14 protein-coding genes are annotated in these 12,163 nt (G+C 70.0%); 9 read left to right on the top strand and 5 right to left on the bottom strand.

The window, feature by feature from the left end; all coding sequences use genetic code 11:
- The first annotated feature begins 273 nt into the window (after positions 1-273).
- Together ACFQE5_RS10995 and hisG are read left to right on the top strand one after the other, a co-directional pair.
- The gene (locus ACFQE5_RS10995) at positions 274-537 is read left to right on the top strand and encodes a phosphoribosyl-ATP diphosphatase (protein WP_379584760.1); all 264 of its coding nucleotides are present in this window, start codon (positions 274-276) and stop codon (positions 535-537) included.
- A gap of 41 nt (positions 538-578) precedes the next feature.
- On the top strand, positions 579-1,469 hold the full coding sequence (hisG, locus tag ACFQE5_RS10990; RefSeq protein WP_379584759.1) for an ATP phosphoribosyltransferase: 891 nt from the start codon (positions 579-581) through the stop codon (positions 1,467-1,469).
- Between the two features lie 58 nt (positions 1,470-1,527).
- On the opposite strand, the gene ACFQE5_RS10985 is transcribed toward hisG, so the two are convergent.
- Positions 1,528-2,334 carry a thioesterase family protein gene (locus tag ACFQE5_RS10985; protein WP_379584758.1) on the bottom strand — a complete coding sequence of 269 codons (807 nt, stop codon included), beginning with the start codon at positions 2,332-2,334 and terminating at the stop codon, positions 1,528-1,530.
- 21 nt (positions 2,335-2,355) lie between these two features.
- On the bottom strand, positions 2,356-3,261 hold the full coding sequence (locus ACFQE5_RS10980; RefSeq protein WP_379584757.1) for a RecB family exonuclease: 906 nt from the start codon (positions 3,259-3,261) through the stop codon (positions 2,356-2,358).
- 116 nt (positions 3,262-3,377) lie between these two features.
- On the opposite strand from ACFQE5_RS10980, the gene ACFQE5_RS10975 reads away from it, so the two are divergent.
- From ACFQE5_RS10975 to ACFQE5_RS10965, 3 genes are all read left to right on the top strand, one after another.
- Positions 3,378-4,232, top strand: a complete 855-nt coding sequence (locus tag ACFQE5_RS10975; RefSeq protein WP_379584756.1) for a tRNA (adenine-N1)-methyltransferase — start codon at positions 3,378-3,380, stop codon at positions 4,230-4,232.
- 216 nt (positions 4,233-4,448) lie between these two features.
- Positions 4,449-6,212 (top strand): proteasome ATPase, encoded by a 1,764-nt coding sequence (gene arc, locus ACFQE5_RS10970; protein WP_379585057.1) that lies wholly within the window; start codon positions 4,449-4,451, stop codon positions 6,210-6,212.
- Positions 6,213-6,377: 165 nt separating this feature from the next.
- Positions 6,378-6,782, top strand: a complete 405-nt coding sequence (locus ACFQE5_RS10965; protein WP_379584755.1) for a VOC family protein — start codon at positions 6,378-6,380, stop codon at positions 6,780-6,782.
- Here ACFQE5_RS10965 and ACFQE5_RS10960 read toward each other — a convergent pair.
- The gene (locus ACFQE5_RS10960) at positions 6,713-7,189 is read right to left on the bottom strand and encodes a helix-turn-helix domain-containing protein (protein ID WP_379584754.1); all 477 of its coding nucleotides are present in this window, start codon (positions 7,187-7,189) and stop codon (positions 6,713-6,715) included. The two genes, ACFQE5_RS10965 and ACFQE5_RS10960, sit on opposite strands and share 70 nt — an antisense overlap.
- A 39-nt stretch (positions 7,190-7,228) precedes the next feature.
- Positions 7,229-7,792, bottom strand: coding sequence for a YceI family protein (locus tag ACFQE5_RS10955; RefSeq protein WP_379584753.1), 564 nt, complete (start codon positions 7,790-7,792; stop codon positions 7,229-7,231).
- An 86-nt stretch (positions 7,793-7,878) separates the two neighbouring features.
- Between ACFQE5_RS10955 and ACFQE5_RS10950 the strand changes: the two genes are divergently transcribed.
- Both ACFQE5_RS10950 and lpdA read left to right on the top strand, forming a co-directional pair.
- Entirely contained in the window at positions 7,879-8,388 is a 510-nt protein-coding gene (locus ACFQE5_RS10950) for a MarR family winged helix-turn-helix transcriptional regulator (RefSeq protein ID WP_379584752.1), read from the top strand.
- 39 nt (positions 8,389-8,427) lie between these two features.
- Positions 8,428-9,840, top strand: a complete 1,413-nt coding sequence (gene lpdA, locus ACFQE5_RS10945) for a dihydrolipoyl dehydrogenase (protein WP_379584751.1) — start codon at positions 8,428-8,430, stop codon at positions 9,838-9,840.
- 12 nt (positions 9,841-9,852) lie between these two features.
- On the opposite strand, the gene ACFQE5_RS10940 is transcribed toward lpdA, so the two are convergent.
- Positions 9,853-10,242 carry a hypothetical protein gene (locus ACFQE5_RS10940; protein WP_379584750.1) on the bottom strand — a complete coding sequence of 130 codons (390 nt, stop codon included), beginning with the start codon at positions 10,240-10,242 and terminating at the stop codon, positions 9,853-9,855.
- A gap of 124 nt (positions 10,243-10,366) precedes the next feature.
- On the opposite strand from ACFQE5_RS10940, the gene dop reads away from it, so the two are divergent.
- Together dop and ACFQE5_RS10930 are read left to right on the top strand one after the other, a co-directional pair.
- On the top strand, positions 10,367-11,866 hold the full coding sequence (dop, locus tag ACFQE5_RS10935; RefSeq protein ID WP_379585056.1) for a depupylase/deamidase Dop: 1,500 nt from the start codon (positions 10,367-10,369) through the stop codon (positions 11,864-11,866).
- A gap of 156 nt (positions 11,867-12,022) precedes the next feature.
- Positions 12,023-12,163, top strand: a 141-nt coding sequence (locus tag ACFQE5_RS10930) for a ubiquitin-like protein Pup (protein WP_379585055.1), incomplete at its 3' end; no start/stop codon positions are given.

The following is a 12,163-nucleotide window of genomic DNA, read 5'->3' as shown; positions in this document are numbered from 1 at the left end:
GTCGGGAGTCGGCTTCCCGGGGTCCTCCGCGCGCCGCCGAGGGCCCGCCGCTACCGTCCAGTGCGACCGTTGGACCCACCGCACGATCCGCTCACCGGCGTCCTGTTCGTGCCGACGGCGCCCTGAGCTGGGGATCCGTCGGATCCGCCCCGCCGCCCGGCGCACGGCGCGACCCGATAGCAGCACGACGGGCCGGCCGCGACGTGGCGGGGCGCGGGGGCAGAGAAGACTGACGGGCACCGAGCGGCGCCTGACACCAAGGGGATAATCGACGTGAAGACCTTCGACGAGCTGTTCGCCGAGCTCACCGAGAAGGCGGCCAGTGGCGCAGCCGGATCGGGAACGGTGGCCGCGCTCGCCGCCGGTGTCCACGCGCAGGGCAAGAAGCTGCTGGAGGAGGCCGGCGAGGTCTGGCTGGCGGCCGAACACGAGTCCGACGACGCACTTGCCGAGGAGATCTCGCAGCTCCTCTACCGCGTCCAGGTGCTGATGCTCGGTCGCGGGCTCACCCTCGACGACATCTACAAGTTCCTGTAGCCCGCACCACGACGATCGCTGTACCGGAAAGAGGAAGTCCCATGCTGCGCGTCGCCCTCCCGAACAAGGGCACCCTCGCCGAGCCCGCGGCCACGATGATGCGGGAGGCGGGCTACCGGCAGCGCTCCGACTCGCGCGATCTCAGCGTGATCGACGACGAGAACGGGATCGAGTTCTTCTACCTGCGGCCCAAGGACATCGCAACCTACGTCGGTTCCGGCGACCTGCAGCTCGGGGTGACCGGACACGATCTGATGGAGGAGTCGGGCAGCCAGGTCCACACGGTGCTGGCGCTCGGCTTCGGGGCGTCGAAGTTCCGGTTCGCGGCGCCCGCGAAGTTCGATTGGAAGCTCGAGGACCTGGACGGCAAGACCATCGCGACGTCGTACCCGCGGCTGGTCCGCTCGCATCTGAGTGGCAAGCGGATCGGCGCGAAGATCATCAAGCTGGACGGTGCGGTGGAGATCTCGGTGCAGCTCGGCCTCGCCGACGCCATCGCCGACGTGGTGTCCTCCGGCCGCACCCTGCGCCAGCACGGACTGAAGGTCATTGGCGAGCCGATCGCCGAGTCCGAGGCCACCCTCATCGAGCGCGAGCCGCGGCCGGATCGGGTCGAGAGCGACGAGATCAAGCGGGCCAAGGCCATCTTCACCGAACGGTTGCGTGGCGTCGTGTACGCCCGGCAGTACCTGATGCTCGACTACGACTGTCCGCTGCGGGTGCTGGAGGAGGCCAAGCGGATCACCCCGGGGTTGCAGGCCCCGACGATCTCCCCGCTCGCGGACCCGAACTGGGTCGCGGTCCGTTCGATGGTGCGCCGCAGATGCGCCAACGCCGTGATGGATCAGCTCGCCGACCTCGGTGCCCGCGCCATCCTCTCCTCCGAGATTCGCTCCTGCCGCGCCGTCGATAGCCGCGCATCGGACCGCTGACTCGACACCGTGAGTGCGGCGCAGTGTTCGCACACCGTGCCGCGCTCACGAGACGCGATCATCTGGGGCGGATCGTCAGGCTCTGGGCCACGCGCCCAACGTGCCCCGAGCCGTCGAACAGCGTCGCCGCCACCGTTCCACAGCCGCGTGGGCCGACCACCGTCGCGGCGTCCAGGCCGATCCATTCGCCGGTGGGCGGCCGATGCAGGTGAATTGTCAGTTCGGTGTTGACGAACAGCCACTGCCGCATGTCCAGCACGGCGGCGACGCCGTTGGCCGAGTCGGCCACGACCGCGAGCCGCTGCAGGGCGCTGGGCTCCTCGCCGTCGATGAGCGGCACTCGCTGGCGCATCCACGCGACTCCGGGGCCCGGCGTCCCCAGCGATCCCCGGAAGAACCGCCATTCCATCGCGTCCATGAAACCGGGCAACCAGCCGTCGGGCCGCTCCGAGCGGGTCGCCGCCTTCTCCGGCCCGGGCAGCGGCTCGGCGTGCCCGACGGCCACCGCGGCGGTGTCGCCGGCCGCGAGTCGCCACGCCCGCGCCCGCAGCACGGCCCGTCCGCCCGCGGTCATCTCCGCGGCGAGCAGCTCGATCGTGCGGCCGGGCCGCTCGAGCTGGGCGTGCACCGAGACCTCGGCGGCCGGGACCGGCCCCAGCACCTCGACGGTGATCCGGGACAGCTCCATCGGCGCTGTGTCCGGCCTGCTCTGTGGGCAGCGCTCGAGGGCGCGGATGAGCAACGCGGTGGGCGGGCCCAGATGCTGGGCATCGGCGAACCACGGACCGGTCGTGGAGAAGGTGGCGTAGAAGCGGGTACCGCCGGGGTCGTCCAGCGGCTTGTAGAAAGGTTCGAGCTCGCTCACCCGACCGATCCTGCCTCCGGCTCAGTCGGTGCGTTCGACGAGGGTCTCGACGTCGGCCCCGCCGGGGCCGTCGGACCGGTCCGGATCCGGCCAGCCCGGATACTCCGGGGGCGTGCCGTCCCAGGCCGGGCAGAGCGGGCGGTGGCTGCACCAGTCACACAGCCTGCTGGGGTTGGGCCGAAAGTCGCCGTCGCGACCGGCGCGCAGGATGGCCTCCCAGATCGCGTCGAGGGTGCGTTCGAACCGCCGCAGCTCCGTCTCGTCGGGCCGGTAGGTCAGCGCCTCCTCGTCGGCCAGGTAGATCAGCCGGAGCTGGGTGGGCACCACACCGCGCAGCTGGAGCAGCGCCAATGCGTAGAACTTCATCTGGAACAAGGCCCTCGCCTCGGCCACCTCCCGCGGGGCCGCGCCGGTCTTGTAGTCGACGACGCGGATCTGCCCGGTGGGTGCGACGTCGAGCCGGTCGATGTAGCCGCGCAGCAACAGCCCCGAGTCGAGCTCGGTCTCCACCAGCAGCTCCCGAGCCTCGGGCTCCAGCCGGCGCGGGTCCTCGAGCCGGAAGTAGGCCTCGAGCAGGTCGCCGGCCGAGTCCAACCAGGCCCGCAGTTCCGGATCCGCCGGCCCGGTGAACAGGTCCGTCAGCAGCCCGGGCATGTGCTCCAGCAGGTCGGTCCACACGGGTTCGACCATCGCCCGTGCCGCCGCGGGCAGCCGCTCGGCGGCGGGCAGCTCGAAGAGCCGCTCCAGAACGGCGTGCACCACAGTGCCGCGGATCTGCGCCCGGCTGGGCTTCTCGGGCAGCCGGTCGATCGCCCGGAAGCGGTAGAGCAGCGGGCATTGCTTGAAGTCACCGGCCCGCGACGGCGACAGCGCGGGGCGCCGCCGGGCGGGTGCCGGCTGGGCGGCGATCTCGATCACGGCGCTCACGGTAGGCGATTGCGCCGACACTTCCGGCCGGTGCGCGCTCGTCCCGTGAGCTCGAGACGGCGGCCGGATGGGGCGCAGCGGCGGGGCCGCACCCGCACCGGATAGCGTTCCCCCTCGTGTTCGAGCCCGCTCCCGCTCCGCGTGTCACGTCCCGCCGGGGCCCGTTCCGCCCCGGTGACCGGGTCCAGCTCACCGATCCGAAGGGGCGCAAGTACACCCTGGTGCTGGAGGAGGGCAAGCATTACCACACCCACCGCGGCGGGCTGGCCCACGACGATCTGATCGGCAAACCCGAGGGCAGTCTGATCGTCTCCCCGGTCGGCACGCCGTACCTCGCACTGCGCCCGCTGCTGCCTGACTATGTGCTGTCGATGCCGCGTGGGGCACAGGTCATCTACCCGAAGGACGCCGCGCAGATCCTCATGTGGGGCGACGTGTTCCCCGGCGCCCGGGTGTTGGAGGCGGGCGCGGGCTCCGGCGCGTTGACGTGTTCGCTGCTGCAGGCGGTCGGGCCCGAGGGCAGCGTCATCTCCTATGAGATCCGCGCCGACCACGCCGAGCATGCCGAACACAATGTGCGACGGTTCTTCGGGCAGATCCCACCCAACTGGACGCTGGAGGTCGCCGATCTGCGTACTCACGTCGGCGAGGTCGACCGTGTGATTCTCGACATGCTCGCCCCGTGGGAAGGCCTGCAGACCGTCCGGGAGGCGCTCGTTCCCGGTGGGGTGTTTGTCGGTTACGTCGCCACGACCACGCAACTGTCGAGGCTCATGGAAGCGCTGCGCGAACAGCAGTGCTGGACCGAGCCCCAGGCGTGGGAGTCGCTGGTCAGGCCCTGGCACGTGGTCGGGCTCGCCGTCCGGCCGGAGCATCGGATGATCGGTCACACAGCGTTTCTGGTAACGGCGCGACGCCTCGCTGAAGGGGTGGTACCGCCGCGCCCGCAACGCCGACCGACGAGCCGGTGAGGCGAACTAGGCCGTATCCTCACGCACCTGTGGTTACGGAAAGCAGACATGGATGCCGGGTCAAGGTGCCGTCCGGCTGAGTGATGGATCACCGATTCGCCGCACGGCCGCGGATCGGGTTCGCAGGTACCGTATGGAAACGGAACACGGAGGGAGGACGCCGTGAACCCCTACGACGACGGTCCCGGCAGGCACAGCTCAGGTGACCACGGGAATCTGACTCCTGCTGAGGCGAGCGCCCAGATCCGCTTCCTCGAGGAAGAGGTTGCGCTGCTGCGGCGCAAGCTCACGGAATCCCCCCGGCACACCCGGATCCTGGAACAGCGGCTCGCGGAGTCGGCGAGCAGGCTCTCTCAGCTCAGTGCCCGCAACGAGAAACTGACCGAGACGCTCAAGGAGGCGCGCAGCCAGCTCGTCGCCCTGCGCGAGGAGGTGGACCGGCTCGCCCAGCCACCCAGCGGCTACGGGGTCTTCCTGGCCCGCTATCCCGACGAGACGGTGGACGTGTTCACCTCGGGGCGGCGGATGCGTGTGGCGGTGTCTCCGGCCGTCTCGACCGAGGAGCTGCGCAGCGGGCAGACCGTGCGGCTCAACGAGGCGCTCACCGTCGTCGAGGCCGGCGAGTTCGAGCGCATCGGCGAGGTGTGCGCGTTGCGCGAGGTGCTGTCCGAGCCGACCGGGGACGGCATCGCCGGACGCGCCCTGGTGGTCGGGCATGCCGACGAGGAGCGGGTGGTCTGGCTCGCCGACCCGCTGTTCCCGAGCGCGGACGACCCGGACGCGGTGTCGCTCAAGCCCGGAGACTCGCTGCTGGTGGACACCAAGGCCGGCTACGCCTACGAGCGGGTGCCGAAGGCCGAGGTCGAGGACCTCGTGCTGGAGGAGGTGCCCGACGTCGCCTACGACGACATCGGCGGCCTGTTCCGGCAGATCGAGCAGATCCGCGATGCGGTCGAACTGCCGTTCCTGCACGGTGAGCTGTTCCGCGAGTACGAGCTGCGCCCGCCCAAGGGCGTGTTGCTCTACGGTCCGCCCGGCTGCGGCAAGACACTCATCGCGAAAGCGGTGGCGAACTCGCTCGCGAAGAAGGTGGCCTCGGTCCGCGGCGACGACCCGGACGAGGCCAAGTCCTTCTTCCTGAACATCAAGGGACCGGAGCTGCTCAACAAGTTCGTCGGGGAAACCGAGCGGCACATTCGGTTGATCTTCCAGCGGGCCCGCGAGAAGGCGTCGGAGGGCACTCCGGTCATCGTCTTCTTCGACGAGATGGACTCGATCTTCCGCACCCGCGGTTCGGGGGTGTCCTCCGACGTCGAGACGACGATCGTGCCCCAGCTGCTGAGCGAGATCGACGGCGTCGAGGGCCTGGAGAACGTCATCGTCATCGGCGCCTCGAACCGCGAGGACATGATCGACCCCGCGATCCTGCGCCCGGGCAGGCTCGACGTGAAGATCAAGATCGAGCGGCCGGACGCCGAGGCGGCGCGAGACATCTTCTCCAAGTACCTGACCGAGACACTGCCGATCCACGACGACGACCTCGCCGAGTTCGGCGGCAACCGCAAGGCCTGCGTCGACGCGATGATTCAGCGTGTGGTCGAGCGGATGTACGACGAGTCCGAGGAGAACCGGTTCCTTGAGGTCACCTACGCCAACGGGGACAAGGAGACCTTGTACTTCAAGGACTTCAACTCGGGCGCGATGATCCAGAACATCGTCGACCGGTCCAAGAAGTCGGCGATCAAGTCGGTGCTCGAGACGGGGCAGCCGGGCCTGCGCGTGCAGCATCTGCTCGATGCGATCGTCGACGAGTTCGCCGAGAACGAGGACCTGCCCAACACGACCAACCCGGACGACTGGGCGCGGATCTCGGGCAAGAAGGGCGAGCGGATCGTCTACATCCGCACCCTGGTCACCGGCAAGAGCGCCGAGACCGGGCGGGCGATCGACACCGCCTCGAACACCGGCCAGTACCTGTAGCGGTCCGTCGCGAGGGGCCCCGCCGTGGCACGGCGGGGCCCCTCGTCGTGGTCGGGCTGTTCGGGCCGAGCCGTCGCACCACACCGGAGCGGGTCATGGCTCCCGGGCGCGTCCGTGTCCGATCCGTTCATGACAGGACCGCCGCCACGCCATAGCGTCCCCTTCATGAGCAGCATCGAGGCGAGGCTGGACGTGATCGGCATCGTCACCGCGGACATGGGCAGGTCGCTGATGTTCTACCGCCTGCTGGGCCTGGCGGTGCCGGCCGACGCGGGCTCACAGCCGCATGTGGAGGTCGGGCTGCCCGGCGGGCTGCGCCTGATTTTCGACACCGAGGAGACGATCCGCTCGTTCCACTCCGACTGGCGGCCGGGTACCGGGCGGATGAGCCTGGCCTTCCGGCTCCCGGACGCCGCCGCGGTGGACGCTGCGTACGCGCAGGTCACGGCGGCCGGCCACCACGGCGAGCTGGCCCCGTTCGATGCGTTCTGGGGTCAGCGCTACGCCGTGGTGCACGATCCGGACGGCAACGGCGTGGATCTGTTCGCACCCCTGCCGGCCAGCAGCTGACCCAGCGGGACTCCGGCCAGCGCGCGGACCTCGCGGCTCAGATGCGGCTGGTCGGCGTACCCGCAGCGGGCGGCGACCTCGGCGGCGGGCACTCCGGCATCGGCGAGCCGCAGGGCGGCGCGGAAGTGCAGGATCCGGCGCAGCACGGCCGGGCCATAGCCGAACGCGGCCAGGCAGCGCCGGTGCAGTGAACGGACCGACCAGCCCAGCGGCACCCGCTGGTTGCGCAGCTCCTCGGCGGAGGTCGCCAGGAGGCAGGCGGCGATGCCGGGGCGCAGCCGCAGCCCGGTGATCGTGCTGCCCGGCGCCAGGCGAGCAAGGTGGGCGGTGGTGTCCGGTCCGGCGACCATGAGCGTGGAGTCGATCCACATCAGATCCATGCAGCCATCGGGCAGGACCCGCTGCATAAGGCCCGGACACCACCGCACGACTGCGCCGGAGTCGGTTCAGCCCGCTCGCAGCACGGCCTGGATCTCCAGGGTGATCTGCACCTTGTCGCTCACGACCACCCCGCCGCCGTCGAGCGGCATCGCGATGTCGACCCCGAAGTCGTTGCGGTTGATCGTGGTGGTGGCGGTGAACCCGGCCCGGGTGCCACCCCAGGCGTCCGCGCCGAAGCCGCCGATCTCGAGGTCGAGCGCGACCGGCCTGGTGACGCCCTTGATGGTCAGCTCGCCGTCCAGGACATACCCCGCCCGCTCGGCGCGCAGGCCGGTGGAGCGGAACGTCCACTGCGGGTGGTTGGCGACGTCGAAGAAGTCGGTTGAGCGAATGTGCTCGTCCCGCTGGTCGTTGTTGGTGTCGATCGACCTCGCGTCGATGGTGGCGGTCACGCTCGAGGACGTCAGGTCGTCCCGGGTGACGATCTCACCGCTGAAGACGTCGAAGTGGCCGCGTACCTTGCTCACCATCATGTGCCGGACGGTGAACGAGATGTCGGAGTGAGCCGGGTCGATGTCCCAGGTGCCCGTCACGTAGCCGGGGATCTGGGTGCTGGCTGCTGCGGTCATCGGTTCTCCCAAGATAGCTGAACGTTCATCTGTTGAGCGATACACTAATAGCACAAGGTTGAGCGTTCAATGATTTTGGAGGTGGCGTGGAGCACACCCGATGGCTCGATGCCGACGAACAGCGCACCTGGCGGGCGTTCCTGACCGCGAACCGCCTCGTTCTCGAGCGCGTCGAGCGCCAGCTGTCGCAGGAGTCGGGCATGCCGTTGGCGTACTACGAGATCCTGGTGCGGTTGAGCGAGGCGCCCGATCACACCCTGCGGATGAGCACGCTGGCGAGCACGGCGCTGTCCTCCCGCAGTCGGCTCTCCCACGCCGTCGCGCGCCTGGAGGAGGCGGGCTGGGTCCGGCGGCGGGCCTGCCCCAGCGACCGCAGGGGCGCGTTCGCCGAGCTCACCCCCGAGGGCATGGCGGTACTGGAGAATGCGGCGCCCGGTCACGTCGAGAGCGTGCGGGCCAGCCTGTTCGACCATCTGAGCCCCGAGCAGCAGGTCGCGTTGCGCGACATCGCCGAGACGCTGGTCGGTGCCCTGTCACAGGTACCGCGCTGGCCCCTCACCCCGGACGTCACCGACGCTGCGGAGCAGCCCCGATAACACCCGGAACGGCGCGGTCAGCGGCTCTAGGCTGAACCCATGCCGGCACATTTCGACGTCGTCGTTCTCGGGGCGGGCCCCGGTGGGTACGTCGCCGCGATCCGGGCGGCGCAACTCGGCCGCAGCGTCGCGATCGTCGAGGAGAAGTACTGGGGCGGGGTGTGCCTGAACGTCGGATGCATCCCGTCGAAGGCACTGCTGCGCAACGCCGAGCTCGCGCACCTGATCACCAACGAGGCGCGGACCTTCGGCATCTCCGGGGAGGTCTGCGTCAACTTCGGTGCCGCGTTCGACCGCAGCCGCACCGTCGCCGACGGCCGGGTCAAGGGCGTGCACTTCCTGATGAAGAAGAACAAGATCACCGAGTTCGACGGGCACGGGTCGTTCCTCGACGCCGGGACGCTCCAGGTCGCGCGCCCCGACGGCGGTACCGAGGTGATCACCTTCGAGGACGTCATCATCGCCACCGGTGCGCAGGCCCAACTGCTGCCGGGGACGTCGCTGTCCGAACGCGTCGTCACCTACGAGGAGCAGATCCTCACCCGCGAGCTCCCCCGCAGTGTGATCATCGCGGGTGCGGGCGCGATCGGGGTCGAGTTCGCCTATGTGCTGCACAACTACGGGGTGCACGTCACGATCGTCGAGTTCCTCGACCGCATGCTGCCGCTGGAGGACGCCGACGTGTCCAAGGAGCTGGCGCGCCGCTACACGCGGTCCGGGATCGACGTGTTCACCTCGACGAAGGTCGAGGCGATCGACGACGGCACGGCTGACCAGGTCAGCGTGACGGTGTCGGACAACAACGGCGCCACCCGGGAGCTTCGGGCGGACAAGGTGCTGCAGGCCATCGGGTTCACTCCCCGCACCACGGGGTACGGCCTGGAGAACACCGGTGTCGAGCTGACCGACCGCGGCGCGATCCAGATCGATGACCGCATGCGCACCACCGTCCCGCACCTGTACGCCATCGGCGATGTCACCGCCAAGCTCATGCTGGCCCACGTCGGCGAGGCGCAGGGCGTCGTCGCGGCCGAGACCATCGCCGGGGCCCAGACCCAGGAACTCGACTACCCGATGATGCCGCGCGCGACGTTCTGCCAGCCGCAGGTCGCGAGCTTCGGCTACACCGAGGAGCAGGCCAGGGCGCTGGCCGGGGAGAAGGGCTGGAAGGTCAAGGTCGCCCGGTTCCCGTTCACCGCCAACGGCAAGGCCCAGGGCCTGGGGGAGCCCGCCGGATTCGTCAAGCTGATCAGCGACGACACCTACGGCGAGCTGCTCGGCGGGCACCTCATCGGACCCGAGGTGACCGAGCTGCTGCCGGAGCTGACGCTGGCGCAGAAGTGGGACCTGACGGCGACCGAGCTGGCCCGCAACGTGCACGCCCACCCCACCCTGAGCGAGGCGTTGCAGGAGGCCATCCACGGCCTGACCGGCCACATGATCAACTTCTGAGGGCCTCGCGGCTCAGCTCGGGGTGGCGGGGCGCACGGGGAGCTCGATGCAGTCCGACGCGCAGCCGCCCGCCCCGCTCGCCGGGGCGGGCGCCGGGCGGTGCAGTACGGCCCGGCTCGGCGTGACGGCCAGCCGCCCGTCGCGCTGCTCGGCGGCCCCGTCGACGATCAGCGTGTAGCCGTCGGGCTCGGCGGGTGGCCACACCAACGTGGCCGACGGGCGCGTCCCGAGGTTCGCTCGCGTCGTACGCCCCGGTTCGGGCACCAGCAGGGTGTCGCCCTCCAGGACCGGGGTCACGGCGACGACGTGGGCCCGCTCGCGGTTCCCGACCGTCAACAGGTAGGCGAATCGGTAGTTCACCAGGGTCTCGGCCAGCTCGCCCAGCGCAACCTCGATGCTCACCGCTCCACCGTATCCGGTGGTGCCCGCGCGCCGCGCGCGACGAACATTCGGCACGGGCGGGAGATAGGCTCGACCCCATGGACTCGCACGTCGTCGGGGGCCGGTCTTGACCGCCCGCAGGATCATGGGCACCGAGGTCGAATACGGGATCTCGGTGCCGGGTGACCCCACCGCCAACCCGGTCATCACCTCGACCCAGATCGTCCTGGCCTACGCCGCCGCGGCCGACATCCCACGGTCGCGACGCGCCCGGTGGGACTACGAGGTCGAGTCGCCACTGCGCGACGCCCGCGGCTTCGACCTCTCCGCACCCACCCTCTCGGCTCAGGGCGACTCCGAACTCGACGACCTCGGTGCCGCCAACGTCATTCTCACCAACGGGGCCCGGCTGTACGTCGACCACGCCCATCCGGAGTTCTCCACACCCGAGGTGACCACCCCGCGCGACGTCGTGATCTGGGACAAGGCGGGGGAGCGGGTGATGGAGGAGGCCGCGGTCCGCGCGGCCACCGTGCCCGGGGCGCCACGGATCCAGCTCTACAAGAACAACGTCGACGGCAAGGGAGCCAGCTACGGCTCGCATGAGAACTACCTGATGTCGCGCCAGACCACCTTCCCCGCGATCGTCGGGGGACTGACCCCGTTCTTCGTGTCCCGGCAGGTGATCTGCGGGGCGGGCCGGGTGGGCATCGGGCCGTCCGGCGACGACGCGGGCTACCAGCTGTCCCAGCGCGCCGACTACATCGAGGTCGAGGTGGGGCTGGAGACCACGCTCAAACGGGGCATCATCAACACCCGCGACGAGCCGCACGCGGACGCCGACAAGTACCGTCGGCTGCACGTCATCATCGGTGACGCGAACATGAGCGAGTACGCCACGCTGATCAAGGTGGGCAGCGCGGCGCTGGTGCTCGACATGATCGAGGCGGGGATCCGGTTCGACGAGCTGCGGATGGCCGAGCCGGTGCGCGCGGTGCACCAGATCAGCCGCGACCCGTCGCTCGCGACCACGGTCGAGCTCTCCGACGGCCGGAAGGTCACCGCGCTGGACATCCAGCGCGTCTACTTCGAGAAGGCGTGCAAGCACGTCGAACAGACCCAGGGCGCCGACGTCGACGCCGACACCGCCGAGGTGCTGCACCTGTGGGGGGAGGCCCTCGACGACCTTGCGCGCGACCCGATGAGCACCGCCGACCGGCTCGACTGGCCGGCCAAGCTGCGCCTGCTGGAGGGATACCGGGAACGCGACGGGCTGGCATGGAGCTCCGGGCGGCTGGCGCTGGTCGATCTGCAGTACAGCGACGTGCGGATGGCCAAGGGCCTGTACAACCGCCTCGTCGCCCGTGGGTCGATGAAGCGCCTGGTCACCGAGGAGCAGGTCGTCGCCGCGATGCAGGCGCCGCCGGAGGACACCCGGGCCTACTTCCGCGGCCGCTGTCTTGAGCGCTATCCGACCGAGGTGGCCGCCGCCTCCTGGGACTCGGTGATCTTCGACCTCGGCCGGGAGTCGCTCGTGCGGATCCCGACCCTGGAGCCGCTGCGCGGCACCCGGCGTCACGTCGGGGCGCTGATCGACGGCTCCTCGACCGCCGAGGAACTGGTCGAGGCCCTGACCAGGGGTTGACCACCGCGCACGCGGCGGTCGTCCGGGACGCGGGCCGCGGCATCCGCTCTTGCTCACGCGCGTTGGGGTCATCCGCTAGTAGGGTTTGAGCTACCGGACCCGGTTCGGCACATCGTGCGGTGTGTCGGCCGGGCCAGGCGCGAGGAGGAAACGGCCATGTCGCAGGAGCAGACCAAGCGTCAGGGCGGTGGCGGTGGAGACGAGGAGGACGGCAGCGGCGCGGCCGCCGCCGGCCAGGAGCGACGGGAGAAGCTCGGCGAGGACGTCGACACGATTCTCGACGAGATCGACGACGTG

The organism is Pseudonocardia hispaniensis, assembly GCF_042658695.1.
Classification (GTDB): domain Bacteria; phylum Actinomycetota; class Actinomycetes; order Mycobacteriales; family Pseudonocardiaceae; genus Pseudonocardia; species Pseudonocardia hispaniensis.
This window is presented reverse-complemented; position numbering and strand designations above follow the sequence as displayed.

Excerpts from the sequence above, each read along its gene's own strand:
- hisG (WP_379584759.1), top strand. The coding sequence starts at position 579 with ATGCTGCGCGTCGCCCTCCCGAACAAGGGCACCCTCGCCGAGCCCGCG.
- ACFQE5_RS10965 (WP_379584755.1), top strand. The coding sequence starts at position 6,378 with ATGAGCAGCATCGAGGCGAGGCTGGACGTGATCGGCATCGTCACCGCG.
- ACFQE5_RS10960 (WP_379584754.1), bottom strand. The coding sequence starts at position 7,189 with ATGCAGCGGGTCCTGCCCGATGGCTGCATGGATCTGATGTGGATCGAC.
- ACFQE5_RS10955 (WP_379584753.1), bottom strand. The coding sequence starts at position 7,792 with ATGACCGCAGCAGCCAGCACCCAGATCCCCGGCTACGTGACGGGCACC.
- lpdA (WP_379584751.1), top strand. The coding sequence starts at position 8,428 with ATGCCGGCACATTTCGACGTCGTCGTTCTCGGGGCGGGCCCCGGTGGG.
- dop (WP_379585056.1), top strand. The coding sequence starts at position 10,367 with ATGGGCACCGAGGTCGAATACGGGATCTCGGTGCCGGGTGACCCCACC.